This window comes from Streptomyces sp. NPDC018964, assembly GCF_044390325.1.
Classification (GTDB): domain Bacteria; phylum Actinomycetota; class Actinomycetes; order Streptomycetales; family Streptomycetaceae; genus Streptomyces.
Genome location: NZ_JBIRYZ010000001.1, coordinates 476,705 through 501,213, shown reverse-complemented (window position 1 = coordinate 501,213; position 24,509 = coordinate 476,705). Strand labels below are relative to the sequence as shown.

Annotated in this window: 22 protein-coding genes and 1 pseudogene; 8 read left to right on the top strand and 15 right to left on the bottom strand. The window is 72.8% G+C overall.

The window, feature by feature from the left end; all coding sequences use genetic code 11:
- Positions 1-37 precede the first annotated feature (37 nt).
- Positions 38-493, top strand: coding sequence for an RpiB/LacA/LacB family sugar-phosphate isomerase (locus ACH5AO_RS02195; protein WP_398920846.1), 456 nt, complete (start codon positions 38-40; stop codon positions 491-493).
- Between the two features lie 19 nt (positions 494-512).
- On the opposite strand, the pseudogene ACH5AO_RS02190 reads toward ACH5AO_RS02195, so the two are convergent.
- The 5 genes and pseudogenes from ACH5AO_RS02190 to ACH5AO_RS02170 form a co-directional block, all read right to left on the bottom strand.
- Positions 513-1,741 (bottom strand): annotated as a pseudogene (locus ACH5AO_RS02190) (PP2C family protein-serine/threonine phosphatase).
- An 11-nt stretch (positions 1,742-1,752) separates the two neighbouring features.
- A complete protein-coding gene (locus ACH5AO_RS02185; RefSeq protein WP_398920844.1) occupies positions 1,753-4,209 on the bottom strand; it encodes a SpoIIE family protein phosphatase in 2,457 nt (818 codons plus the stop codon).
- 147 nt (positions 4,210-4,356) lie between these two features.
- Positions 4,357-5,583: an ornithine--oxo-acid transaminase gene (gene rocD / locus ACH5AO_RS02180; protein WP_398920842.1), complete on the bottom strand. Its 1,227-nt coding sequence runs from the start codon at positions 5,581-5,583 to the stop codon at positions 4,357-4,359.
- Positions 5,580-6,392 (bottom strand): dimethylargininase, encoded by an 813-nt coding sequence (gene ddaH, locus ACH5AO_RS02175; protein WP_398920840.1) that lies wholly within the window; start codon positions 6,390-6,392, stop codon positions 5,580-5,582. The genes rocD and ddaH overlap by 4 nt, the downstream gene beginning before the upstream one ends.
- A gap of 124 nt (positions 6,393-6,516) precedes the next feature.
- Entirely contained in the window at positions 6,517-7,020 is a 504-nt protein-coding gene (locus tag ACH5AO_RS02170; protein ID WP_398920839.1) for an Lrp/AsnC family transcriptional regulator, read from the bottom strand.
- 77 nt (positions 7,021-7,097) lie between these two features.
- Between ACH5AO_RS02170 and ACH5AO_RS02165 the strand changes: the two genes are divergently transcribed.
- The 4 genes from ACH5AO_RS02165 to ACH5AO_RS02150 are packed head-to-tail and all read left to right on the top strand — an operon-like array spanning position 7,098 to position 11,212.
- Positions 7,098-7,871, top strand: coding sequence for a LytR/AlgR family response regulator transcription factor (locus tag ACH5AO_RS02165; RefSeq protein WP_398920837.1), 774 nt, complete (start codon positions 7,098-7,100; stop codon positions 7,869-7,871).
- An 11-nt stretch (positions 7,872-7,882) separates the two neighbouring features.
- Positions 7,883-8,278 carry a hypothetical protein gene (locus ACH5AO_RS02160; protein WP_398920835.1) on the top strand — a complete coding sequence of 132 codons (396 nt, stop codon included), beginning with the start codon at positions 7,883-7,885 and terminating at the stop codon, positions 8,276-8,278.
- Positions 8,279-8,297: 19 nt separating this feature from the next.
- Complete coding sequence (locus tag ACH5AO_RS02155) at positions 8,298-10,010, top strand: cation acetate symporter (protein WP_398920833.1); 1,713 nt, start codon at positions 8,298-8,300, stop codon at positions 10,008-10,010.
- Complete coding sequence (locus ACH5AO_RS02150; protein WP_398920831.1) at positions 10,007-11,212, top strand: sensor histidine kinase; 1,206 nt, start codon at positions 10,007-10,009, stop codon at positions 11,210-11,212. The genes ACH5AO_RS02155 and ACH5AO_RS02150 overlap by 4 nt, the downstream gene beginning before the upstream one ends.
- Before the next feature lie 21 nt (positions 11,213-11,233).
- Here the strand turns inward: ACH5AO_RS02150 and ACH5AO_RS02145 are convergent, their stop codons facing one another.
- From ACH5AO_RS02145 to ACH5AO_RS02115, 7 genes are all read right to left on the bottom strand, one after another.
- Positions 11,234-11,410: a hypothetical protein gene (locus tag ACH5AO_RS02145; RefSeq protein WP_398920829.1), complete on the bottom strand. Its 177-nt coding sequence runs from the start codon at positions 11,408-11,410 to the stop codon at positions 11,234-11,236.
- A gap of 13 nt (positions 11,411-11,423) precedes the next feature.
- The gene (locus ACH5AO_RS02140; RefSeq protein ID WP_398920827.1) at positions 11,424-13,229 is read right to left on the bottom strand and encodes a protein kinase; all 1,806 of its coding nucleotides are present in this window, start codon (positions 13,227-13,229) and stop codon (positions 11,424-11,426) included.
- 4 nt (positions 13,230-13,233) lie between these two features.
- Positions 13,234-14,565 (bottom strand): DUF6777 domain-containing protein, encoded by a 1,332-nt coding sequence (locus ACH5AO_RS02135; RefSeq protein WP_398920825.1) that lies wholly within the window; start codon positions 14,563-14,565, stop codon positions 13,234-13,236.
- A 202-nt stretch (positions 14,566-14,767) separates the two neighbouring features.
- Complete coding sequence (locus ACH5AO_RS02130; RefSeq protein ID WP_398920823.1) at positions 14,768-15,718, bottom strand: cytochrome c oxidase assembly protein; 951 nt, start codon at positions 15,716-15,718, stop codon at positions 14,768-14,770.
- A gap of 205 nt (positions 15,719-15,923) precedes the next feature.
- The gene (locus tag ACH5AO_RS02125; protein WP_398920821.1) at positions 15,924-16,949 is read right to left on the bottom strand and encodes a 6-phosphofructokinase; all 1,026 of its coding nucleotides are present in this window, start codon (positions 16,947-16,949) and stop codon (positions 15,924-15,926) included.
- Positions 16,950-17,162: 213 nt separating this feature from the next.
- Positions 17,163-17,891: a type 1 glutamine amidotransferase gene (locus ACH5AO_RS02120; protein WP_398920819.1), complete on the bottom strand. Its 729-nt coding sequence runs from the start codon at positions 17,889-17,891 to the stop codon at positions 17,163-17,165.
- 26 nt (positions 17,892-17,917) lie between these two features.
- Complete coding sequence (locus ACH5AO_RS02115; RefSeq protein WP_398920817.1) at positions 17,918-19,156, bottom strand: MurT ligase domain-containing protein; 1,239 nt, start codon at positions 19,154-19,156, stop codon at positions 17,918-17,920.
- Positions 19,157-19,302: 146 nt separating this feature from the next.
- Between ACH5AO_RS02115 and def the strand changes: the two genes are divergently transcribed.
- Positions 19,303-19,848 carry a peptide deformylase gene (gene def / locus ACH5AO_RS02110; RefSeq protein ID WP_398920815.1) on the top strand — a complete coding sequence of 182 codons (546 nt, stop codon included), beginning with the start codon at positions 19,303-19,305 and terminating at the stop codon, positions 19,846-19,848.
- Between the two features lie 88 nt (positions 19,849-19,936).
- Here the strand turns inward: def and ACH5AO_RS02105 are convergent, their stop codons facing one another.
- Positions 19,937-20,578, bottom strand: coding sequence for a TetR family transcriptional regulator (locus ACH5AO_RS02105; protein ID WP_398920813.1), 642 nt, complete (start codon positions 20,576-20,578; stop codon positions 19,937-19,939).
- 170 nt (positions 20,579-20,748) lie between these two features.
- On the opposite strand from ACH5AO_RS02105, the gene ACH5AO_RS02100 reads away from it, so the two are divergent.
- Together ACH5AO_RS02100 and ACH5AO_RS02095 are read left to right on the top strand one after the other, a co-directional pair.
- Complete coding sequence (locus ACH5AO_RS02100) at positions 20,749-21,975, top strand: acyl-CoA dehydrogenase family protein (protein ID WP_398920810.1); 1,227 nt, start codon at positions 20,749-20,751, stop codon at positions 21,973-21,975.
- Between the two features lie 103 nt (positions 21,976-22,078).
- On the top strand, positions 22,079-22,786 hold the full coding sequence (locus ACH5AO_RS02095; protein WP_398920807.1) for a transcriptional regulator: 708 nt from the start codon (positions 22,079-22,081) through the stop codon (positions 22,784-22,786).
- Between the two features lie 10 nt (positions 22,787-22,796).
- On the opposite strand, the gene ACH5AO_RS02090 is transcribed toward ACH5AO_RS02095, so the two are convergent.
- A complete protein-coding gene (locus tag ACH5AO_RS02090) occupies positions 22,797-23,033 on the bottom strand; it encodes a DUF6213 family protein (protein ID WP_398920805.1) in 237 nt (78 codons plus the stop codon).
- Positions 23,034-23,058: 25 nt separating this feature from the next.
- Entirely contained in the window at positions 23,059-24,444 is a 1,386-nt protein-coding gene (locus ACH5AO_RS02085; RefSeq protein WP_398920803.1) for an NADP-dependent succinic semialdehyde dehydrogenase, read from the bottom strand.
- Positions 24,445-24,509: the final 65 nt, after the last annotated feature.

Below are 24,509 nucleotides of genomic sequence, written 5' to 3'. Positions count from 1 at the left end.
CGTCAGGGGCGCACCGCGGGGGAGTAGGCTCGGACGCATGCGGATCTCCGTCTCCTCCGACATGGACGAACCCGTGGCCCGCGCCCTCCTCACCGAGCTCCGCGAGCGCGGCCACGAGGTGCGCGCGCACGGCGCCCTGAACCCCGGGGACGACCCGCGGTGGGCCGTCTGCTCCGAGGCGGCGGCCCGCGAGGTCGCCGTCGGCACGGCCGACCAGGCGGTGGTGTGCTGCTGGACCGGCACCGGTGCCTCGATCGCCGCGAACAAGGTGCCCGGTGTCCGGGCCGCCCTGTGCACCGACGCCTACACGGCGGACGGCGCGCGCCGCTGGAACGACGCCAACGTGCTGGCGCTCAGTCTGCGGCTGACGTCCGGGCCGCTGCTGACGGAGATCCTCGACGCCTGGTTCGCCGGCGCGCCCAGCGACGACCCGGAGGACCGGGGCAACGTGGAACGCACGGAACTCCTCGACCGGGAGCGCGCCGGCTCCTGACCCGCCCCGGACCCACCGGTCACAGCCGTACGACGACCAGCGCCGTGTCGTCGGTGGCGCCGCCCGGCGGCAGCAGCTCCAGCAGCACGTTGTCCGCGAGCGTCTCGGGATCCTGCGCCCGGTGCCGGCGCAGGGCCCCGGCGAGTCGCAGCAGCCCCGTGTCGATGTCCTCCCGGCGCCGTTCGATCAGCCCGTCGGTGTAGAGCACCAGGGTCGCCCCCGGCTCGAACCCGGTCGCCGCCTCCGGCCGGGGCGTCGGGTCCGGCTGGGCGTCGAGCGGCGGGTCGGTGGCCCGGTCGAGGAATTCCACGCGTCCGTCGTGATGGAGCAGCACGGGCGGCGGATGCCCGGCGCTGCTGTAGGTGATGGTGTGCCGGTCGAAGTCGATGAAGGTCGTCACCGCGGTCGCGGACTCGGCGCCGTCCACCACATGCGCGTAGCGGCCCACCACGTTCAGCGCCTGCGCGGGCCCGTCCGCCACCCGGGAGGCGGCGCTCAGCGCGCTGCGCAGCTGCCCCATCACCCCGGCCGCCGCCAGCCCGTGCCCGACCACGTCGCCCACGGACACGCCGATGCGCTTCCCGCCCACCAGGTCGACCAGGTCGTACCAGTCCCCGCAGACGTTGAGCGCGCCCACCGCGGGCCGGTAACGCACGGCGGCCCGGTGGTGGCCGACCTGCCGGCGGGCGGGCAGCATCGCCTCCTGCAGCGCCAGGGCCACCTCGCGTTCCCGGGCGTGCGCCTGACGCAGCCGGTTGTTGAGCTCCTGCAGCTCGCGGGCGCGCGCGTACAGCTCGGTCTCCAGCATCCGCCCCCGGCCGTCGCCCGCGCCGCCCCGGACCCGGATCAGCTCGGTGACCTCCTCGACCCGGTGCACGATCAGCACGACCCGCCCGTCGGGGCCGAGCACCGGGGTGTTCACCGGACTCCAGTGGCGCTCCTCCACTTCCCGGAACGCTCCGGGTTCTCCACGTCGTAACGCTGCACCGGCATGGTGTCGCGCTCACCCGTGGACAGGACCCGCCGCAGCGAGGCGCGCAGTTGCCGCGCGCCCACGGCCCCCGGGTCGTTCGGGTTCTCCGGGAACACGTCGAACAGGAAACGGCCCACCACGGCCTCGCGGGGGCGCCCGGTCCCGCTGACGAACGCCTCGTTGACGTCCGCGTACACCAGGTCCGGGGTCAGCAGCGCCACCATGCCGGGCAGGGCCTGGTAGACCGCCGCGTAGTCGATCGACGCCTCCGTCATGGGCCATCGCCTCACTCCGGCGGCGCGGTCAGCGACTGCTCCGCCCAGATGATCTTCCCGTCGGGAACGAACCGGGTACCCCAGCGCTGGGCCAGCTGGGAGACCAGCAGCAGCCCGCGCCCGCCCTCGTCCATCGCGCGGGGGTGCCGCAGATGGGGTGCGGTGGCACCGCCGTCGAACACCTCGCACACCAGCGCCCGCTCACGGATCAGCCGCAGCCGCACGGGGCCGCCGGCGTGCCGTATGGCGTTGGTGACCAGTTCGCTGACGACCAGCTCCGTGGTGAAGACCAGGTCGTCCAGCCCCCAGCGGGTCAGCTGCCGGGCGCTGGTCCTGCGGGCCTCGGCCACGACCGCCGGGTCCGCCGGCAGGTCCCAGACCGCGATCCGTCCGGGGTCGAGACGTTTGGTACGGGCCATCAGCAGGGCCACGTCGTCGTACGGCCTGGCCGGGACCAGCATGTCGACCACCGCGTGGCAGCTCGGTTCGAGCGCGGTCGCGGCGCCCCGCAGGGCCTGCCGCAGCCGTTCGCGGTCCGTCCCGTCGGGTGGGGGCCTCCCGTCGGACGAGGGTTTCCCGCCGGTCAGCAGACCGTCCGTGTGCAGGGCGAGCGTGCTGCCCTCGGCCAGGGCCAGCTCCACCGCCTCGAACGGCGGGCCGCCCACACCGAGCGCCGGTCCCTGTGGGAGGTCGACGAAGGTGACCGTGCCGTCGGGTGCCACCACGGCGGGCGCGGGATGGCCGGCGGCCGCCATCGTGCACTGCCCGGTCACCGGGTCGTAGACGACGTACAGGCAGCCGGACCCGACGGACCGGCCGGGGAAGTCCCCGTCGCCCTCCTCCCGCGCCAGCCGGGACGCCAGGTCGTCCAGATGGGCGAGCACCTCCTCGGGCGGCAGGTCGATCGCGGCCAGCGTCCGTACGGCGGTGCGCAGCCGCCCCATGGCCGCGGCGGCGCCGATGCCGTGCCCCGGCGCCTCGCCGACGACCAGGGCGACACGGGCGCCGGACAGCGGGATCAGGTCGTACCAGTCGCCGCCCAGACCGGTCAGCTCGTCCGCCGGGCGGTAGCAGGCGGACACCTCCACGGCGTCCTGCTCGGGCAGCAGGCGGGGCAGCAGGCTGCGCTGCAGGACCAGCGCGGCGTCCCGCTCGCGGGTGTAGCGCCGGGCGTTGTCCACGCAGACGGCGGCGCGGGAGACGAGGTCCTCGGCCAGATGGAGGTCGTCCTCGTCGAAGGGGTCGTGCCGACGGCGGAAGAACCCGGTGATGCCCAGGGTGACGCCCCGGGCCCGGACCGGGACGATCATCGCACTCCGCAGGCCGAGCTCCAGGAAGGTGGACTCCCGGCCGCCCGGCGGCGTGGCCCACGCCAGGGCGAGCGGGTCGAGCCGCTCCTGGAGCCAGGACCGGCCCGTGGTCAGACAGTGCACCGGCGGGGAATCCGCCAGGTACCACAGGACCGTCCCGGTCTCCACGGCCGCCCGCGGCAGATCCTCGTACAGCGACCGGTCGCCCGCCCGGCACAGCGGGACCCGGTCGGAACCGGTGGGCGCGCCCGGCTGGACCTCGGCGCCGCGCAGCACCGGCTCCAGCAGCTCCACGACGACGTAGTCCGCGAGTTCCGGCACGGCCACGTCCGCCAGTTCCTGCGCGGTGCGCAGGACGTCCAGGGAGCGGCCGATGTGCTTGCCGGCCCGGTCGAGCAGGGCGAGGCGCCGACGGGCGCGGTGCCGCTCGGTGACGTCCACGACGGTGTAGTACACGCCCTTCGGACGGCCCCGGGCGTCGTCGAGGCGGGTGAACGACAGCACGTGCGCGGTCTCGCGCAGCGGTGCCGAGCGGGCCCGGCCGACAAGCTCGTAGTCGACCACCTGTTCCCCGGTGTCCAGGACGTACCGCATCCGTTCCTCGACGGCCTCGGCGTCCATCCCCGGCTGGATGTCCGCGAACCGCAGCCCCAGGCGCCGCCCGGCCGGCCCGCCGCCGAACTGTTCGAGCGCGGCGTTGGACCACACGAAGCGCAGCTCCGTGTCCACGATCGCGATGCCGATCGACGTCCCGGCGACCATCTGCTCCAGCACGGAGCGGCTCATGTCCCAGCCGGGCGAGTCGGCCAGCTCCGACAGCAGGACCAGCAGCGACGAACGGCCCCGCGGCTCCACCGTCGGCGTGATCCGCACCATCACCGCGACCGGTCGCCCGTCCCGATGCCGGGCGGTCATCAGCCCCGCCCAGTCACCGCCCGAGCGGCACCGCTCGACCAGGTCCGGCACCCGCTCGGAGTCCTCGGGGGCCAGCAGCTCGGCGAACTTGCGGCCCACGGCCTCGGCGGCGCGGTACCCCAGCAGCCGCTCGGCCCCGGCGGTCCAGCTCGACACCATGCCGTGCGGATCGAGCAACAGGGGAACGGCGTCGGCCACATCGAACCCCTGCCGGGCAACGTCCTGCTCCTTGTGTCCGCCCACGGCCGACCTCTCTGTCGCTGAGAGTGGTCTACCCCCTCTTGTCCCCATATTCACCCTTGGGGGGGATGGGGGCTCTCTGGGATAGGCCGTCCCCGCCGTCCCCCCGCCGTCCCCCCCGCCGGGCCCCGGCAGGGGGACGGCGGCGGCTCAGACCTGCCGGGCCAGAACCTTCTCCAGGGTGTGCAGGGCGCCCTGGAGTTCCTCCGGGGTGATGGTCAGCGGCGGGGCCAGGCGGACGGTGGAGCCGTGGGTGTCCTTGACCAGGAGGCCCTCCCGCATCAGGCGCTCGCTGACCTCGCGGCCGGTGCCGAGCGCCGGGTCGACGTCCACGCCCGCCCACAGACCGCGGGAGCGGAACCCGACGACACCCTTGCCGACGAGCGTCTCCAGGCCCTCGCGCAGGATCCCGCCCAGGTCCGCCGCCCGGCGCTGGAACTCACCCGTCTCCAGCAGCTCCACCACGGCCGTACCGACCGCCGCGGCGAGCGGATTGCCGCCGAAGGTCGACCCGTGCTCACCCGGATGGAGCACCTCGAGCACCTCCCGCCGGGCCACCACCGCCGACACCGGGATGATGCCGCCGCCCAGCGCCTTGCCGAGCAGCACCACGTCCGGGACGACCGAATCGTGCTCCACGGCGAGCGTACGGCCGGTGCGGCCCAGCCCCGACTGGATCTCGTCGGCGACGAACAGGCACCCCGCGCGGCGCGTCAGCTCCCGCACCCCGGTGAGGTAGCCGTCGTCCGGGACGATCACGCCCGCCTCGCCCTGGACCGGCTCGATCAGCACCGCCGCCGTCGTCTCGTCGACCGCCGCCTCCAGCGCCGCGAGATCGTTGTACGGCACCACCCGGAAGCCCGGGGTGAAGGGACCGAACCCGGCCCGCGCCACCTCGTCCGTCGAGAAGCTCACGATCGTCGTCGTACGGCCGTGGAAGTTGTCCGCCGCCACCACGATCGTCGCCCGGTCCGCCGGGACGCCCTTCACGTCGTAGGCCCACTTGCGGGCCACCTTGATGCCGCTCTCCACCGCCTCCGCGCCGGTGTTCATGGGCAGCACCATGTCGAGACCTGTCAGCGCGGCCAGCCGCCGCGCGAACTCGGCGAGCCGGTCGTTGTGGAACGCGCGCGAGGTCAGCGTGAGCCGGTCGAGCTGGCGGTGCGCCGCCTCGACCAGCGCCGGATGCCGGTGGCCGAAGTTGAGCGCCGAGTAGCCGGCCAGCATGTCGAGGTACCGCCGGCCCTCCACGTCCTCCACCCACGCGCCCTCCGCGCGGGCGACGACCACGGGCAGCGGGTGGTAGTTGTGCGCGAGGACCGGCTCCTCCGCGCCGATCAGCTCGGCGGACGTACGCGCGGGGACGACAGCGGTCATGAGCGGATCTCCTGTGTGCAGCACTTGATGCCCCCGCCCGCCTTGTGGAACTCGGACAGGTCGACGGGGACGGGGACGTAGCCGCGGTCGGCGAGCCGGGCGGCCAGGGCGGTGGCCCCGGGGGAGACGAACACGTGGCGCCCGTCGGAGACGGAGTTCAGCCCGAACGCCATCGCGTCCTCACGGGTCGCGAGCACCGCGTCCGGATACAGCCGGGCGAGCACCTCGCGGCTGCCCGGCGAGAACGCCTCCGGGTAGTACGCGACGTTCTCCTCGTCCAGCACGAACAGCGCCGTGTCCAGGTGGTAGAAGTACGGATCCACCAGCGTCAGGCCGATCACCGGCACCCCGAAGAACTCCTGCGCCTCGCGGTGCGCCTCGGGAGTGGTGCGGAAGCCGGTGCCGGCGAGGATCCAGCGCCCGGCGGGCACCAGGTCGCCCTCGCCCTCGCACACCGACCCGGGGTGCTGGACGTCGTACCCCTCGGCCTTGAACCAGGCCTCGTACGGCACGGACTCCGGGCGTCGCTCGGGCGCCAGGAACAGGGAGCCGAGGACGCGGCCCTCCACGACGACCGCCGCGTTCGCGGCGAACACCATGTCGGGCAGTCCGGGCTCCGGCGTCACGCTCTCCACGGTATGACCGTGCTCGCGGTAGGCGTCGACCAGCGTCCGCCACTGGCGCTGCGCCAGGGCGACGTCGACGGGACGGTCGGGACGCATCCAGGGGTTGATCGCGTACCGGACGGCGAAGTGTCTGGGTTCGCAGACGAGGTAGCGCCGCCGGGACGCCACACGGAAGTCGGGCACAGAGGGGTTCCTCCGCTTCCACGCGGTTGCGACAGGGGGTGAGACCACGGTAGGAAGCGAGTGATACGGGCGACAAGGAACAAAAGCTGCGCGTTCACGCAGGAATGCTGCGTGGTTCCCCCGTTCAGCGCACGTCCGCTGCGCCGTCCGGCGCCGGCTGACTCACTCCCGCCTCAGGACTGTCCGGCAGCAGATGGGACAGCACCATCACACTGATCGTCTTCCGGATGAACGGCTCCTGGCGGATCCGCTCCAGCACCTCCTCGAAGTGCTGCACGTCCCGCGCCCGCACGTGCAGCAGCGCGTCCGCGCCCCCGGTCACCGTCATCGCCGCGGCGATCTCCGGATGGTTGCGCACCACCTCCGCCAGCCGCCGCGGCGGCGCCGCCCCCTCGCAGTACACCTCCACGTACGCCTCGGTGCGCCAGCCCAGCGCGGACGGCCGCACCGTCGCCGTGAAGCCGGTGATCACCCCGGTCTCGCGCAGCCGGTCCACCCGGCGCTTGACCGCCGTCGACGACAGCCCGACGGCCGCGCCGATCTCGGCGAAGGACGTCCTGGCGTTCGCCATCAGCGCGGTGACGATCTTCCGGTCGAGTTCGTCGAACGACGCGGGCCCGCTGTGCATGCGGGCACTGTACCCAGCGCGAACGCCCATGTCCGGGGCATGTCCAGACGTGGGAAACCCCCCTACACTCCACCTTCATGCTGCGCGCCCTTGCCGTCGACGACGAACGCCCCTCACTGGAGGAACTGCTCTACCTGCTGAACGCCGACCCGCGCGTCGGCAGCGCCGAGGGCGCCGGAGACGCCACCGAGGCGCTGCGCCGCATCAACCGCGCCCTGGAGTCGGGCCCCGACGGGCCCGAGGCCATCGACGTCGTCTTCCTCGACATCCAGATGCCCGGCCTCGACGGACTCGACCTGGCCCGGCTGCTCAGCGGTTTCGCCCGGCCGCCGTTCATCGTGTTCGTCACCGCCCACGAGGACTTCGCCGTCCAGGCCTTCGACCTCAAGGCCGCTGACTACGTCCTCAAACCCGTCCGCAGGGAACGCCTGGCCGAGGCGGTCCGCCGCGTCGTCGAACTGGGCGCCGCCGCAGGGCGCGGCACCGCCGCCCCGCGCATCCCCGTGCACGAACCCGACCCCGACCACGTACCCGTCGAGCTCGGCGGCGTGACCCGCTTCGTCGCCGTCGACGACATCACCCACGTCGAGGCCCAGGGCGACTACGCCCGCCTGCACACCGACCGGGGCAGCCACCTCGTACGGATCCCGATCTCCACCCTGGAGGAGCGCTGGCGCTCCCGCGGCTTCGTCCGCATCCACCGCCGCCATCTGGTCGCCCTGCGCCACATCGGCGAACTCCGGCTCGACGCGGGCACCGTGAGCGTCCTGGTCGGCTCCGAGGAACTCCAGGTCAGCCGGCGGCACGCCCGTGAACTGCGGGACCTGCTGATGCGCCGGACCACGAGCTAGGGGGAGGACGCGTGCCCCAGGACCCGACCGAACGCCGCGTGGTCGTCACCGGCCCGCCCCGCCGTGCCCTCCCCCACGCTCGGCTCCGCTCGCGCGGGCGGTACCCCCACTCCTCCGCCCACTACCGCCCGCGCACCGAGATCGACGAGCAGACCACCCTCGGCCACACCTACGTCCGCTCCCTGATGCGCATCCAGCTGCGTACCGGACTCGTGGTGTTCGCCGTCCTCGTCCTGCTCATCGGCCCGCTCCCGCTGGTCTTCGCCGCCGCCCCGGACGCCCGCCGCCTGGAGTGGGCGGTGCTCGGCTTCGGGCTGTACCCCCCGCTGGTCCTGCTCGCCCGCTGGTACGTGCGCCGCGCCGAACGCAACGAACGCGACTTCGTGCGGCTCGTCGAGGACCGCTGAGACCGGGACGCACACCGCCGTGAACTCCACCTACGCCGTCCCCGCCGTCGCCCTCGTCGTCCTCGCGACCGTCCTCGTCGGCGCCTTCGGCCTGCGCGTCTCCCGCACCACCTCCGACTTCTACGTCGCCTCCCGCACCGTCGGCCCCCGCCTCAACGCGGCCGCCATCAGCGGTGAGTACCTCTCCGCCGCCTCCTTCCTCGGCATCGCCGGACTCGTCCTCGTCCAGGGCCCGGACATGCTCTGGTACCCAGTCGGCTACACCGCCGGCTATCTGGTGCTGCTGCTGTTCGTCGCCGCCCCGCTGCGCCGCTCCGGCGCCTACACCCTGCCCGACTTCGCCGAGGCCCGGCTCGCCTCGCAGACGGTGCGGCGGCTCGCGGGCGCCTTCGTCGTCGGCGTCGGCTGGCTGTACCTGCTGCCGCAGCTCCAGGGCGCGGGACTCACCCTGACCGTCCTCACCGGAGCACCCGACTGGCTCGGCGGGGTGATCGTCGCCGTGGTGGTCACCGTCATCGTCGGCGCGGGCGGCATGCGCAGCATCACCTTCGTCCAGGCCTTCCAGTACTGGCTGAAACTCACCGCCCTGCTCGTGCCCGCCCTCTTCCTGATCGCCGCCTGGCAGAGCGACGGCGCCCCCAGCCACGCCTTCGACGAACCGGCCGCCTTCCGTGAGCAGCGGGTGGTCCGCGTCGACGACACCCTCGACCTCCGGCTCGAGGGACCGCTCACCGTCACGGTGGACGGCACCGTCGATGGCCGCGACCTCGACGGCACCGAAGTGAGCCTGCCCGCCGGCACCCACCGCGTCGACGGCGGCACCCGGCTCACCTTCGCCGAGGGCGCCGAGGTCCCCGCCGCCGGACCCGGCGCCGACGACGCCCTGTCGCCCTCCCGCGCCGAGTCCCGCGAGGAACGCCCGCTGTACGCCACGTACGGGCTGATCCTCGCCACCTTCTTCGGCACCATGGGACTGCCCCACGTGGTGGTCCGCTTCTACACCAGCCCGCACGGCGTCGCCGCCCGCCGCACCACCGTCGCGGTCCTCGGCCTGGTCGGCGCCTTCTACCTCCTCCCCCCGGTCTACGGGGCCCTCGGCCGGCTCTACGCCCCCGAGCTCACCCTCACCGGCGACGCGGACGCCGCCGTCCTGCTCCTGCCCGGCCGGATGATCGGCGGGACGGGCGGCGACCTCCTCGGGGCACTGGTCGCCGGGGGCGCCTTCGCCGCGTTCCTGTCGACGGCCTCCGGGCTCACCATGGCGGTGGCCGGCGTGCTCACCCAGGACGTGCTCCCCTCGCGGGGCGTACGGCACTTCCGGCTCGGCACCGTGCTCGCCATGGCCGTCCCCCTCGGGGCGAGCCTCCTGGTCGGCGGGCTGCCGGTGGCCGACGCCGTGGGGCTCGCCTTCGCCGTCTCCGCCTCGTCGTTCTGCCCGCTGCTCGTCCTCGGCATCTGGTGGCGCCGGCTGACCCCGCCCGGAGCGGCGGCCGGGATGCTGGTGGGCGGCGGCTCCGCGTTCCTCGCCGTCGCCGCGACCATGGCCGGCTACCCGGGCGACGGCCCCTTGCACGCCCTGCTCGCCTGGCCCGCGCTGTGGTCGGTGCCGCTGGGCTTCCTCACCATGATCCTGGTGTCCCTAGCCACCCCCGGCCGGGTGCCGCCCGGCACGGCGGCGGTGCTGGCCCGCTTCCACCTGCCGGAGGAACTCCGTACGGAGGTGTCCGCATGAGCGGTTTCCTCGCCGGCCTGCTCGTCGCCGTCCTGCCCCTGCTGGCCGCCGGGTTCTGGATCGGCCGGCGCACCGCCCGCCCCGCCGGCCTCGCCGGCCTCGGCACCCCCGTCGAACACGCCACCTTCGAGACCCTGCACACCGCCTCCCTGGCCACGCCCCCGCTGCGGGCCGGCCTGACGGAGGAGACCGCCGGCAAGTCCGCCCGCAAACTGCGCTCCCTGCTCGGCACGGACGCCCTCTGCCTCACCGACCGCGACCGGGTGCTCGTCTGGGACGGCGCGGGCGCCCACCACCGCGCCGAGATCATGGAACGCCTCACCGGCCCCCTCGACACCGGCCGCGGCGAGGCCTTCCCGCTCACCTGCGACACCCCCGACTGCCGGGTGCGCTGGGCCGTGGTGGCCCCGCTCACCGTGGACGACCGGGTGCACGGCGCGCTCGTCGCCTGCGCCCCCCACGAGTCCGCGGTCCTGGCCCGGGCCGCCGGGGAGGTCGCCCGCTGGGTCTCCGTCCAGCTGGAACTCGCCGACCTCGACCAGTCCCGCACCCGCCTCATCGAGGCCGAGATCAGGGCCCTGCGCGCCCAGATCTCCCCGCACTTCATCTTCAACTCGCTCGCCGTGATCGCCTCGTTCGTGCGCACCGACCCCGAACGGGCCCGCGAACTGCTCCTGGAGTTCGCCGACTTCACCCGCTACTCGTTCCGCCGGCACGGCGACTTCACCACCCTCGCCGACGAACTGCACGCCATCGACCACTATCTGGCGCTGGTACGGGCACGCTTCGGCGACCGCCTCTCCGTCACCCTGCAGATCGCCCCCGAGGTACTGCCGGTCGCGCTGCCCTTCCTCTGCCTCCAGCCGCTGGTGGAGAACGCCGTCAAGCACGGCCTGGAGGGCAAGGCCGACACGTGCCGCATCCAGATCACCGCGCAGGACGCCGGCGCGGAGGCCCTCGTCGTCATCGAGGACGACGGCGCCGGGATGGACCCCGGCCTGCTGCGCCGCATCCTCGCCCGCGAGGTCAGCCCCACCGGCGGCATCGGACTGTCCAACGTCGACGAGCGGCTCCGCCAGGTCTACGGGGACGACCACGGCCTCGTCATCGAGACCGCCGTCGGCGCGGGCATGAAGATCACCGTCCGGCTGCCGAAGTACCAGCCGGGCGTGCACCTGGCGGGGCGGCTCACCCCGAAGTGAGGCCGGCCGCCCCGGCGCCCCTCAGGTGCTGCGGGTGGCGACCATCCCCAAGGTGATCAGCCCCAGGACGACCCAGCCGAACCACAGCCAGCCGTTGCTGCCGAGCGCCACCGTGTACGCCGTCACGGCGACCAGACCGCCGACGGTGAACACCCCCATGGTCTTCGTCGACGTGGAACCGTTCGTGGAACCGGGCATCGCGACACCCTCCTCATGGTTCGGCTCCCTCCATGGTGCCCCCGTTCTGCCTCCTCACGGTGCACACGACGACATGTGTGCCGGATTTCCAGGGCCCCTCACTGGTCCACGACCCGGCCTCGTGGACCGACGGGTCGAAGCCGTAGTCGCGCGGAGGCACCTCGCGTGCGCACGCCGCGTCCGACTCGGTGCGCGCCTCGGCGAGCGTGACGTCCTCGCCCAGCCGGGTGAACCCGAGCACCTGCTCGTCGTACCTCCCGTCGCACGACACCAGCCGCGCCTCCCGGCGGGACCGCACGTCCAGGCAGTCCCGCCGCTGCATCGTCGCCGTGTCGGCGAACGCCGTCCCCGGGCGGCGCCGGTCCCCGAGCGGCCCGTACACCGGCCCGTGCGCCCCCAGCACCAGACAGGCGGTACGCCCCCCGGCCGCCTCGAACCCGTCCGCCGTCGGCACGACGGCCAGGCCGCGGACGTCGGCCAGCCGGCCGCGCAGTTCCCGCGTCCGCTCCTCGCACAGGGCCGGGCCCCGCTCCCGCGCCTCCTCGTCCGAGGCGGCCTCGACGAAGGCCACGACCTGCCCGTCGGGTGCCTGGTCCGCACAGGTCGGGTCGAGGGTCAGCCGGGGCGTGCCGCTGAACCGGGCGTCGCCGGGCCAGTCGGCCAGCACGCAGTCGCCCGCCTTCAGCGGCTCGACCAGCCCGACGGCCTCCCCGTACGGAGCCCCCGTCCCGCCGCCGTTCTCCCGGTCGGCCAGCGCGTACCAGGCACCGCCCAGCGCCAGCACCAGTCCCAGCCCTCCGGCGAGGGCCGCGCGCAGCGCGTGCGGGTGGGGTCGCCGACGGGCCCCGCCGGCGACCGGGTCACGGCCGGCCGCTTCGGGCGCCGGGTGCGCGGAGGCGGCCCAGGGCGGCTGGGAGCCGAGGTCCGTCTGGGTCCGCGCGTACGTCTCCGTCTGGGGCGTCACGATCCGCGCCAGCTCGGCCTCCACCTCCCGCGCCGTCGACCGCAGGTCCGGGTCCTTGGCGAGCAGCCCCCGCAGCACCGGCTCCAGCGCGCCCGCCCGCACCGGCGCGCGCGGGTCCTCCAGCACCGCCGCGGTGACCGACGCCAGCGGGGACTCCCGGGTGAAGGGGCCGTGCCCCTCCACCGCGTGGTAGAGCGTGCAGCCCAGCGAGAACAGGTCGGCCGCGGGGGTGGGCGGACCGCCGGTGGCCCGCTCCGGCGCCAGATAGCCCGCCGTGCCGACCAGCGCGGACGCCATCGTGTACCGCGTCTCCCCGGTGTCCGGCTGCACGGAGATGCCGTAGTCGGTGAGCAGCACCCGTCCGTACGGCGATCCGGTGCGGTCCGGGGCGAGCAGGATGTTCGCCGGTTTCACGTCCCGGTGCATCACGCCCCGCTCGTGCCCGGCGGTCAGCGCGTCCAGCACGGCCAGCCCGATACGGGCGCACTCGGCGGGGGCGAGCGGACCGCCCCGGGCGAGCAGCTCCCGCAGGTCGACGGCGCCCGCCACGTACTCCATGACGATCCACGGCAGCCCCTCGTGCTCCAGCACGTCGTGCACGGTCACCACGTGGGGGTGACCGCGCAGCCCCGCGGCGTGCCGGGCCTCGGCGCGCGCCCGGGCGACCCGGGTCTCCCGCTCCTGGTCGGGCTCGGCCGGGTCGCCGAACACGACCTCCTTCAGCGCGACCTCGCACGCGAGTCTCTGGTCGTGGGCGAGCCAGACGTGCCCCATGCCGCCGCTGCCCAGCCGGTGCAGCAGCAGGTAGCGGCCGGCGACGATCCGGCCCACTCCCGGCGTCGGAGATGAGGACATCCGGTCACTCCCGGGTTCGACGGGGACGCTCGGCGGGGGCGTTCGTGGTGGGTGCTCCGGGGGCGGCGGACACGCTCGTGGCCGGAGCGCTGCTCGTGGGCCGGCCGGCCGACGGCGGGGGCGTGCCGCTGGTGACGGGGTCACCGGCCGGGGACGAGGAGACGGTGGTCCTCGGCGGCGGTCCGGTCGAGCCGGGAGGCGGGGAGCCGGTCCGGGAAGCCTCCGGGGACGCCGGAGGGGGCGTGGAGCGCGTGGGGGGCGGGGAGGAGCCGGTGTCCGGCGGGGGCGGCGGAGTGGAGCCGGCCGGCGCGGACGTGTCCCCCGGCGTCCCGCTCGGCGATCGCGGCCCCTCGGACGTCACCGGACCCTCGGACGTCACCGGCCCGGAGGGCGATCCGGACGGCGGCGACGACGGTGGCGGCGGTCCGGGGTCCTTCGTCGCCCGCGACGATTCCGGACCCGGGGGAGTGGTCCCGCCGCCGGACGCACCCGTGTCCTCCGCCACGCTCAGCGTGACGTGCGCCCCGAACCGCAGCTCGGCCCCGGCGGCCGGATCGGACGCCGTGACCCGCGCGCCGTCCGGCGGCACGTCCTCCCCGTCGTACGCGACCGCCAGCCCCCGCCCGGCCAGCCGTCGGCTCGCCTCACCGAACGTGGTGCCGACGAGGGGCGGCACCGCCTGCCGCTTCCTCGTGTCGAAGGCGGTGTCCTCCTCGCCCGTCGTCCCCACGGGCCGCTCGACACCCCGGTCGGGATCCTCCACGTCGACGAGGGCGATCCGATCCAGCTTGTGGGAGGCGGGCCGCACGACCACGACCTCGGAACGGTCGTACCCCTTCCACTTCTCGTTTCCGTCGTCGAAGGAGACGGAAATCCTGCTCCTGTCCCCCTCGAAGGGGCGCAGTGGATTTCCGCACGAGCACTTCACCGCCGGCAGCCCCTGTTCGTCGACCAGAATCGCGATTCCCGCCTGGAGCAGCGCGTTGAAGGGAACAGCCTTTCCCTTTTTGTAGTCGTGGTTCTTCACCAGAGTGTCGTGACGCAGGAGAACAGGGGTGAGCCGGTCGAGATACTCCGGTATCTCGTCCGTGCGGAGATCCAGCGCCCCGGCCCAGGCCCGTGCCTTGCGGTCGTTGCGCGGCTCGGCGAGATACCGCTTCAACCGCTCGACGTCGCAGATCGCCGCCTCGCCGGTGCCCCCGTACAGGCCGGGTGTGTCCCCCTGCTGCAGACCGCCGTGGACGGGCCGCGACCGCACGGCGGCGTCCCGTCCGAGTCCGACGCGCTCGTCGAAGAACGGCGCGAGGGAGGCGGCCCCCGCGGCCACCGCTTTCACGTCGAACAAAGGTGTGGCCGAATCGCACCCACTGGTGACGAGAAGCAACAATGACAGGACGGCGATCTTCCGAATCGCTGATTTTCCCGCCCTGTGCACGAACGTGCGAAGTACCATCACCGCTCCCCCCGGCGGTTCCCCCTGACGCATTCATGCTACCGGTGGAAATTCCCCGTTCAAGGGGATCGGGGAGACGGTGAATTCAGTTTCCGCGTGCGTTCAGTGAGGCCAGATAGGCGTTGTACGCCTCGAGCTCCTTGTCCCCGTCCCGGTCGGCGGCGCGGTCTTTGCGCCGGGCCTGCCGCTGGTCCGAGGCGTACCACTGGAACAGCAGCGCGAGCAGTACGAGTACGGAGGGGACCTCGCTGAACGCCCAGGCGATGCCGCCGGCCGCGTTCTGGTCGGACAGGGCGTCGATGCCGAGCGAACCGGGCGGATTCTCGAACGTCGTGACCATCGGGGACGACGCCATCATCAGGGCGATGCCGAAGAACGCGTGGAACGGCATGCCCGCGAACAGCTCCAGCATCCGCATCAGGTACCCCGGCCGGTGCGGACCCGGGTCCACCCCCATGATCGGCCAGAAGAAGACCAGGCCGACGGCGAGGAAGTGCACCATCATCGCGATGTGCCCGACCCGGGAGCCCATCAGGAAGTCGAACAGCGGGGTGAAGTACAGCGCGTACAGGCTCGCGATGAACATCGGGATGGTGAACACCGGGTGGGTGACGACCCGCATGTAGCGGCTGTGCAGCAGCATCAGCAGCAGTTCGCGCGGCCCTTTGCGGCCCCGCCCGGCCGGCGGCAGTGCGCGCAGGGCGAGGGTGACCGGGGCGCCGAGCAGGATCAGGATCGGTGACACCATGCTGATCACCATGTGCTGCACCATGTGCACGCTGAACATGACCATGCCGTAGTCGTTCAGCTTGGTGCACATCACGAGCCCGATGCTCAGCACACCGGCGACGAAGGCGACGGTGCGTCCCACCGGCCACTTGTCACCGCGTCGTACGAGCCGGACCACACCCCAGCCGTACAGTGCCAGCCCCAGCAGGCAGGCGATGAGGAAGAAGGAATCCGCCGACCAGGCGAGCCCTCGCCCCAGCGTGAACGGCGGCAGATCCATGGTCATGCCGTGCCCGCTGTGATCCATCCACCGGCTCCTGTTTCGTGCAGGTTGTACGCAATCCGTCCGCACTCAGAGTACGGCCGACCCCGGCCACACCTGTGGCCGGGGTCGGGGGGAACACCTGCGGGGGCGCGGGGCCGTATCGGCATGAGGCTCCGCCGCGTGGGCGCGGCAATGCGCCTACGGCCCGCGGTCCGCGGCGGGCCGGGCTCTCACCGGCGCCGCGGGCTCACAGCACGCACTCCGCTTCCGCGTACCGTTCCTCCGGCACCGTCTTCAGCGTCTCGACCGCCTCGGCGAGCGAAACCATCACGATGTCCGTCCCCCGCAGCGCGGTCATCCGCCCGAACTCCCCGCGGTGCACCGCCTCCACCGCGTGCCACCCGAACCGTGTGGCCAGCACCCGGTCGTACGCCGTGGGCGTCCCGCCCCGCTGGACGTGCCCGAGGATCACCGGCCGCGCCTCCTTGCCGAGCCGCGCCTCCAGCTCCAGGGAGAGCTGCCGGGCGATCCCGGCGAACCGCTCGTGGCCGTAGACGTCCTTGCCGCCCTCGTCGAAGTCCATGGTCCCGGCCTTCGGCTTGGCCCCCTCGGCGGCGACCACGATCGCGAACCGCTTGCCGGCCGAGAACCGCGCGCCGACCTTCGCGGTCAGCTCGTCGATGTCGAAGGGCCGCTCGGGCACGACGACGGCGTGAGCGCCGGCCGCCATGCCGGAGTGCAGCGCGATCCAGCCCGTGTGCCGGCCCATGACCTCGACGATCAGCACTCGCTGGTGCGACTCGGCGGTGGTCTTCAGCCGGTCCAGGGCCTCGGTCGCCACGCCGACGGCCGTGTCGAAGCCGAAGGTGACGTCGGTGACGGCGATGTCGTTGTCGATGGTCTTCGGCACGCCCACTATCGGCAGGCCGTTGTCCGACAGCAGCCGGGCGGCCTTCAGCGTGCCCTCACCGCCGATCGGGATGATCGCGTCGAGGCCGAGCTCCCGGACGTGGCCCTTGGCCCGCTCCACGCCGTCCCGCAGGTGCTCGGGACGCACCCGGGAGGAGCCGAGGATCGTGCCGCCGCGGGCGAGGATGCCGCTCACCGCGTCGAGGTCGAGCTTGAGGTAGTCGCACTCCAGGAGGCCCTTCCAGCCGTCCCGGAAGCCGATGACCTCGTCGCCGTGGTCGACGACGGCACGGTGCACGACGGACCGGATGACGGCGTTCAGGCCGGGGCAGTCGCCGCCGGACGTGAGGACACCAATGCGCATAGCCCGAAACAACCTTCTCGAAGTGGGCCGGGACCGGACCGCGTTGTCCGGCTCGATCCCCGCCACCCTAGCGGTTTCGGGGGGCGGGGCCGCACCTGGCGTCCGCCTGCTGGACGACCCCGCTCACCTGTGCGGACCTGCCGTCAGACGGGCCGTTGACGCCCGTCCGACGCCCAGGTGCCGCGGTCCGCGGACGCGGGTCCGCGGACCTTCTCAGGCGGGCTGCTGCGCCGCCGAGATGCGCTCGTTGCGCAGCGCCTCGTACCACCGGTCGTCGGTCGGCGGCAGCGCGTTGACGTCGAGCGCCAGCTTCAGCAGCAGGTCCGCGATCTGCGGGTTGCGGGCCAGCACCGGACCGTGCATGTACGTGCCGAAGACGGTCTCGTTGAACGCGCCCTCCGTGCCGTCCCCGGTGCCGTTGCCGTTGCCGAAGCGCACCTGGGCGAGCGGGCGGGCCGTGGGTCCCAGGTGGGTGACGCCCTGGTGGTTCTCGAACCCGGTCAGCGGGGGCAGCCCCAGCTGCGGGTTGACGTCACCGAGCACGTCGCCGACGCACCGGGCACCCTCACCGCGGACCGAGACCACGTCGAGCAGGCCGAGGCCGGGCTCGCGCTGGCCGAGGTCGTTGATGAACTCGTGGCCGAGGATCTGGTAGCCGGCGCACACCGAGAACACGATGGCGCCGTTCTCCACGGCCCGGTGCAGACCGGCGTCCCGGCGCAGCCGCTCGGCGGCCAGCCGCTGCGGACGGTCCTCGCCGCCGCCGATCAGGTAGATGTCGCCGGAGGTCGGGATCGGCTGGTCGCTGCGCACGTCGAGCCGTGCCACGTCCAGGCCGCGCTGCCGGGCCCGGCGCTCCACGACGAGGACGTTGCCCTGGTCGCCGTAGGTGCTGAGCAGGTCCGGGTAGATCCACACCACCCGCAGCTGGTTGTCGCTCACTGTCAAGTCCCCTGAGGTGTCGTTGGTCAGTTGCCGACGCGGCGGCGCAGGTCCTGGAACGCGGTGTAGTTGGCGATGACCTCGATCCGGCCGGGCGGGCAGAGCTGCACCGCCTGGTCGAGGTTGTCGCAGACCTGGAACTGCTGGTTCGCCACCTCCAGACGCACCGCGAGGTCCAGCTTCCGGTCGCCGATGACGCAGATCGGGTGGCCGGTCAGCCGGGTGTAGTCGACGTCCCACAGCCAGGAGGTGTCGGTGCCGTCGGCGGAACGCGCGTTCACCGAGAGGATCACCGGCGTGGGCGGCGGGTCGATCAGCGAGAACGTCTCCAGCCAGCCCGCGGGGTTCTTGGCGAGCAGCAGGCGCAGATCACGGCCCTCGAACTGCACGACATCGTAGCGGCCGGCCACGGCCTGCACCTGGTACATGCGCTCCAGGGCGACCTGCGGCGGCACCCCGAAGACGGCGGCGACGGCTGCGGAGCTCGCGGCGTTGGCCTTGTTGGCGCGGCCCGGCAGCTGAAGGTGGATCGGCCAGGCGGAGCCGTGCGGGTCGAGCACGTGGTCGCCGGAGAGCGCCCAGCTCGGGGTGGGCCGCCGGAAGCCGCACTCGCCGCAGAACCAGTCGTCGCCCGGGCGCTGCATCACACCGCCGCAGGACGGGCAGGACCAGGCGTCGTCCTTCCACATCTGGCCGGCGGCGACCCAGATGACGTTGGGGGAGGAGGACGCGGCCCACACCACCAGCGGGTCGTCGGCGTTGGCGACGATCACGGCCTTGGAGCCGGCCAGGCCCTCGCGCCAGTTCTCCGCGAGCATGCGGGTCTCGGCGGCGCGGTCCAGCTGGTCGCGGGAGAGGTTGAGCAGCGCGATGCACTTGGGGTCGGTGTCCCGGGCGACGCCCGCGAGGTACTTCTCGTCGACCTCGATGACGCCGAACCTGGCATCCGAGCCGCCGGCCAGCGCCGAGGTGATGCCGGCCGGCATGTTGGCGCCGAGCGCGTTGGAGACGACCGGGCCGGCGGCCTTGAGGGCCTCGGCGATGAGCCGGGTGGTGGTGGTCTTGCCGTTGGTCGCCGAGACCAGGGTCACGTCCAGGTGCTGCGCGAGCCGGGCGAGGAGATCGGGGTCGAGTTTGAGTGCCACCCGGCCACCGATCACCGAACCGCTGCCGCGTCCGGCGGCGCGGGATGCCGCCGCGACCGCCTTGCCCGCGGTCACGGCCAGCTTGGCCCGCGGCGTGAGCGGGTCCGAGTTGCCTGCCATCAGTTCTCGATCCTCCTTGCGTACGCGCCGCGTCTGTGCCTGACGGCCACGTGGTGGGACCTCAGCCTATCGAGATCCATTCGCACTCCAGAACCGCGGCACCATCGTGAGACGGGCGTTGCTGCAAGGACCGTACTCTGACGGTCATGCGACAAGGCTCCCTGCCCGGCGTCCACGGACGTGTGCGGCCCCTCACCCTGTTCGGCGACCCGGTGCTGCACGCGCCCTGCCGGGAGGTCACCGACTTCGGCCCGCGGCTCGCCCGTCTGGTGGACGATCTGTTCGCCACGATGTACGCGGCGCAGGGCGTGGGCCTGGCCGCCAACCAGATCGGCGAGCCGCTCAGGGTGTTCGTCTACGACTGCCCGGACGACGAGGACGTCCGCCACCTGGGCCATGTGGTGAACCCGCGGCTGACCGGGACGGACGGGGTGGTGGTGCGCGGCCCCGAGGGCTGTCTGTCCCTGCCCGGCCTGGAGGCGGGGACCGAGCGGTACGACCACGCGGTCGTCGAGGGCTTCACGGTGACCGGCGAGCCGGTCACCGTCCACGGCACCGGGTTCTTCGCCCGGTGCCTGCAGCACGAGTGCGACCACCTGGAGGGCCGGGTCTACGCCGACCGCCTGACGGGATGGCGGCACCGGAGACTGATGCGGCGGGTGGCCCGGGCCTCTTGGCGCCGGGGGGGCTGAACCCCCGGGAGCGGGGGCCGCGCCGCTGTGCGGCTCCGCCGCCCGCGCGCGCCCGGACGTGGACGCGTCCGCACGTGGCCCGCGGCGGTCAGAACCCCGGACCTCCCACCTTGTCCCCCGCGGCCGCCAGACGTCCCCACAGCAGATCGGCCAGGCTCCGCACCAGCTCCGCCCGCGAGCAGGGCCGTTCGCCGAGCCACCAGTCGCCCGCCGCGTGCATCATGCCGACGATGCCGTGCCCCCACACCCGGGCCAGCCGCCGGCCGTCCGGTCCGAGGTCCAGCCGGTCCCCGATGACCTGGGCCAGCTCCTCGCCCATCCGGCGCAGCAGCGGCGCCGAGTGCTTGCCGACGTCGAAGCCCTGGTCGCTCTGCGACCCCTCCGCCGGGTGCATCAGGAACCGGTACACCTGGGGCCGCGCCTCGATCGCCGAGAGGTAGGTGTCCAGGGTGGCCTCGACCCGTTCGCGCCGGTCCGCCGGGGCGTCCAGCGCGGCCCGCAGCGAGTCCAGCAGGGCGTCGGTGTGCCGCTTGGCCAGGGCGGCGTAGAGTCCTCCCTTGTCACCGAAGTGCCGGTAGAGGATCGGCTTGGTGATGCCGGCCTCGGCGGCGATCGCGTTCATCGAGGCCCCCGGGCCGTCGCGCAGCACCACCCGGTCGGCGGCCTCCAGCAGCTCGCGCCGGCGTCGGTCCGCGGACCGCTGCTGATCGGTCCGCTGTGTGGTGTTCATGAGCTCTCCCCACCCGTGCTGATTCGGTGACGCCTGCGCAAAGTAACACTGACGGCGCCTCGGTCATCGAACGGGATACCGACCGGTCCAGAGGAGTTGACTTTTCCTACCCACCGGTAACAGACTCGGCGTTACCGCAAGTAACATGCATGTGCGCCGCTGGAGGGGTCATGGCCGAGTTCACCATGGAGCTCAACGACGAACAGAAGGAGGTCCGGGACTGGCTGCACGGCTTCGCCGCCGATGTGATCCGCCCCGCGGCCGCCGAATGGGACGAGCGTGAGGAGACTCCCTGGCCGGTCATCCAGGAGGCCGCCAAGGTCGGCATCTACTCCCTGGACTTCTACGCCCAGCAGTACTTCGATGCGACCGGCCTCGGCATCCCGATGGCCATGGAGGAGCTCTTCTGGGGCGACGCCGGCATCGCCCTGTCGATCGTCGGCACCGGCCTGGCCGCCGTCGGCGTCCTCGCCAACGGCACCGAGGAGCAGATCGGCACCTGGATCCCCCAGATGTACGGCGACGCCAACGACGTCAAGGTCGCCGCGTTCTGCTCCTCCGAGCCCGACGCCGGCTCCGACGTGGCCTCGATGCGCACCCGCGCGGTGTACGACGAGGCCAAGGACGAGTGGGTGATCAACGGCACCAAGACCTGGGCCACCAACGGCGGCATCGCCAACGTCCACGTCGTGGTCGCGGTCGTCGACCCGGACCTCGGATCCAAGGGCCACGCCTCCTTCATCATCCCGCCGAACACGCCGGGCTGCTCCCAGGGCCAGAAGTTCAAGAAGCACGGCATCCGCGCCTCGCACACCGCCGAGGTCATCCTGGACGACGTGCGCGTCCCCGGCTCCTGCCTGCTCGGCGGCAAGGAGAAGCTGGACGAACGCCTCGCCCGCGCCCGCGAGAAGGCGAAGCAGGGCGGTGAGCGCGTGAAGAACGCCGCCATGGCCACCTTCGAGGCGTCCCGGCCCGCCGTCGGCGCCATGGCGGTGGGCACCGCCCGCGCGGCGTACGAGGTCGCCCTCGACTACGCGACCACGCGCGAGCAGTTCGGCCGCCCGATCATCGACAACCAGGGCGTCGCCTTCCAGCTCGCCGACATGCGCACGCAGATCGACGCCGCCCGCCTGCTGGTGTGGCGCGCCTCCTGGATGGCGATCAACGGCAAGCCGTTCACGGCGGCCGAGGGCTCGATGTCCAAGCTGTTCGCCAGCGAGACCGCCAAGAAGGTCACCGCCCAGGCCGTACAGATCCTCGGCGGCAACGGCTACACCCGCGAGTACCCGGTGGAGCGCATGCACCGCGACGCCGCCATCTACACCATTTTCGAAGGCACGAGCGAGATCCAGCGCCTGGTGATCGCCCGCACCCTGTCGGGTATGCCCATCCGCTGAGACCGGCCACCCGGACGACCCGGCGGTGCGGACGGCACCGCCGGGTTACCCCTGCCCCGCTCCCGGGAAAGGCTCGTGCGTGACCGACGCGACGGAGGACGCGATGACACGCACCGCCCGGGAACTGCTGGAGACGACCACCAGGGAACTCGCCCCCGACCCGGGGTCCAACCCCCTGGTCCCCCTGATCGCCCGCGGCGAGGCCGACCGGGCCGTCCTGGCCGCGCTCGCCCTGGAGCAGCGCCGGGTGATCCCGGCGGACCGCCGCGCCTTCCTGCACCTGGCGGAGCGGGCCGATCCGGAGTCGGCCGCGTACTTCACCGCCCTGGCCGAGGGCGAGGCCCTGGCGGCGGAGCACCTGAAGACGTTCACGGCCGCGTGCGACGTGGACGAGAAGCGGGCGGACGCGTACGAGCCCCTGCCGGGCTGCCAGTCCTATCCCGCGTACGTGGCCTGGCTGGCCCTGAACGCCGAACCGCCGGACGTGGTGCTGGCCCTGACGACGAACTTCTCGGCCTGGGGCGGCTACTGCGCGACGATCGCGAAGGCCCTGCGCACCCACTACGGCTTCACGGACGAAGCCTGCGCCTTCTTCGACTTCTTCGCCGAACCGGCCCCGGCCCTGGACGAAGCAGCCACGGAGGCAGTGCGGACCGCCCTTGACGAGGGCCGCCTCGACGAGAACCGCGCCCGCGACTACGCCCGTCTGCTCCAGGCGTACGAGGCGAAGTTCTGGGCAACGCTCGGACAGCACACCCAGGGGCGCGGGGAACTGCGCGAGAAACCACGACAGACCCGCACCCGGCGCTGAACCCGCGGAGCTACGGCGGACCCCCACTGCTATGGGCAATACACGCCACGTCGATCCGATCGGCAAGCTTCGCCAGCTCGATCGTCAGCGCAGCGACCGTGTCCTCGTCGAGCCCGTCCTCCCCCGCCTCGACGAGCCGGACCCACCGCCCGCCCACCGTACGCAGCAGCCTGCTGACATCGGCGGCGGCCACCTGCAGGGTCCCGCGGTCGTCGACGATCAGAGGCAGAGTCACTTCGCGGTTCACAGTCGGGATCGTAGCCGCGCGGACATCACGCACCCTGCCAAACCGTGGTGATGTTGCAGAACTCGCGGATTCCGTGCCCGGACAGCTCACGCCCGTACCCCGACCGCTTCACCCCGCCGAACGGGAACGCCGGATGGGACGCCGTCATCCCGTTCACGTACACACTGCCGGCCTCCAGATCGCGTACGAACCGGTCGACCTCGGCCTCGTCGCGGGTCCAGACGTTGGAACTCAGGCCGAAGTCGGTGTCGTTGGCGATCAGGACCGCCTCGTCGACGTCCGCCGCGCGGTAGAGCGTGGCGACCGGGCCGAAGGCCTCCTCGCGGTGGATGCGCATCTCCCGGCCGATGCCGGCCAGGACGGTCGGCGGGTAGAACCAGCCTGGCCCGTCGGGGCGCTCGCCGCCGCACAGCACGGTGGCGCCCGCGCGGACGGCGTCGTCGACCAGTTCCTCCAGGTCGCTGCGGCCCTTCTCGCTGGAGAGGGGGCCGACGTCGGTCTCCTCGTCCATCGGGTCGCCGACCTTCAGCGCCCTCATGCCCGCGACGAAGCGTTCGGCGAAGGCGTCGTAGACGTCCGTGTGCACGATGAACCGCTTGGCGGCGATGCAGGACTGCCCCGTGTTCTGCGTCCGCGCGGTGACCGCCACCTCGGCGGCCCGGTCCAGGTCGGCGGAGGGCATGACCACGTACGGGTCGCTGCCGCCCAGCTCCAGCACCGTCTTCTTGATCATCTCCCCGGAGGTGGCGGCGACCGCGCGGCCCGCGGGCTCGCTGCCGGTGAGGGTGGCCGCCTTCACCCGCTCGTCCCGCAGGAGGTCGTCGACCGCGGCGGAGCCGATCAGCAGGGTCTGGAAACAGCCCTCGGTGAAGCCCGCGCGGTGGAACAGGTCCTCCAGGTACAGGGCGGTCTGCGGCACGTTCGAGGCGTGCTTGAGCAGGCCCACGTTGCCCGCCATCAGCGCGGGCGCGGCGAACCGCACCACCTGCCACAGCGGGAAGTTCCACGGCATCACGGCGAGCACCGGGCCCAGCGGCCGGTAGCGCACCAGGACCCGGGAGGCGCCGGAGTCCTTCACGTCGGAGGCGTCGGGTTCCTCGTCGGCGAGGAGTTCCGCCGCGTGATCGGCGTACCAGTGCATCGCCTTGGCACACTTCGCGGCCTCCGCGCGGGCCTGCTTGACCGGCTTGCCCATCTCCGTGGTGATCACCCGGCCGATGGTCTCCTGATCCTCGTCGAGGATCTCGGCGGCCCGGTGCATCAGACGCGCACGCTCGGCGAAGGTCGTCGTCCGGTACGTCCGGAACGTGGCCTCCGCGAGCTGGATCCGGTGCCCGATCTCCTCCTCGTCCATGGGGTGGTACGTCTTGACCGTCTCGCCGTTCGCCGGGTTCACCGTGGCGATGTGCATCGCTGACCTCCCTGGGGCGGGCTGTGCTTCTTGACCTTCCCGCGCGGTGGTGGGCGGCGCAACGC

Excerpts from the sequence above, each read along its gene's own strand:
- ACH5AO_RS02195 (WP_398920846.1), top strand. The coding sequence starts at position 38 with ATGCGGATCTCCGTCTCCTCCGACATGGACGAACCCGTGGCCCGCGCC.
- rocD (WP_398920842.1), bottom strand. The coding sequence starts at position 5,583 with ATGACCGCTGTCGTCCCCGCGCGTACGTCCGCCGAGCTGATCGGCGCG.
- ACH5AO_RS02170 (WP_398920839.1), bottom strand. The coding sequence starts at position 7,020 with ATGCACAGCGGGCCCGCGTCGTTCGACGAACTCGACCGGAAGATCGTC.
- ACH5AO_RS02165 (WP_398920837.1), top strand. The coding sequence starts at position 7,098 with ATGCTGCGCGCCCTTGCCGTCGACGACGAACGCCCCTCACTGGAGGAA.
- ACH5AO_RS02150 (WP_398920831.1), top strand. The coding sequence starts at position 10,007 with ATGAGCGGTTTCCTCGCCGGCCTGCTCGTCGCCGTCCTGCCCCTGCTG.
- ACH5AO_RS02145 (WP_398920829.1), bottom strand. The coding sequence starts at position 11,410 with ATGCCCGGTTCCACGAACGGTTCCACGTCGACGAAGACCATGGGGGTG.
- ACH5AO_RS02140 (WP_398920827.1), bottom strand. The coding sequence starts at position 13,229 with ATGTCCTCATCTCCGACGCCGGGAGTGGGCCGGATCGTCGCCGGCCGC.
- ACH5AO_RS02130 (WP_398920823.1), bottom strand. The coding sequence starts at position 15,718 with ATGGATCACAGCGGGCACGGCATGACCATGGATCTGCCGCCGTTCACG.
- ACH5AO_RS02125 (WP_398920821.1), bottom strand. The coding sequence starts at position 16,949 with ATGCGCATTGGTGTCCTCACGTCCGGCGGCGACTGCCCCGGCCTGAAC.
- ACH5AO_RS02115 (WP_398920817.1), bottom strand. The coding sequence starts at position 19,156 with ATGGCAGGCAACTCGGACCCGCTCACGCCGCGGGCCAAGCTGGCCGTG.
- def (WP_398920815.1), top strand. The coding sequence starts at position 19,303 with ATGCGACAAGGCTCCCTGCCCGGCGTCCACGGACGTGTGCGGCCCCTC.
- ACH5AO_RS02105 (WP_398920813.1), bottom strand. The coding sequence starts at position 20,578 with ATGAACACCACACAGCGGACCGATCAGCAGCGGTCCGCGGACCGACGC.
- ACH5AO_RS02100 (WP_398920810.1), top strand. The coding sequence starts at position 20,749 with ATGGCCGAGTTCACCATGGAGCTCAACGACGAACAGAAGGAGGTCCGG.
- ACH5AO_RS02095 (WP_398920807.1), top strand. The coding sequence starts at position 22,079 with ATGACACGCACCGCCCGGGAACTGCTGGAGACGACCACCAGGGAACTC.
- ACH5AO_RS02085 (WP_398920803.1), bottom strand. The coding sequence starts at position 24,444 with ATGCACATCGCCACGGTGAACCCGGCGAACGGCGAGACGGTCAAGACG.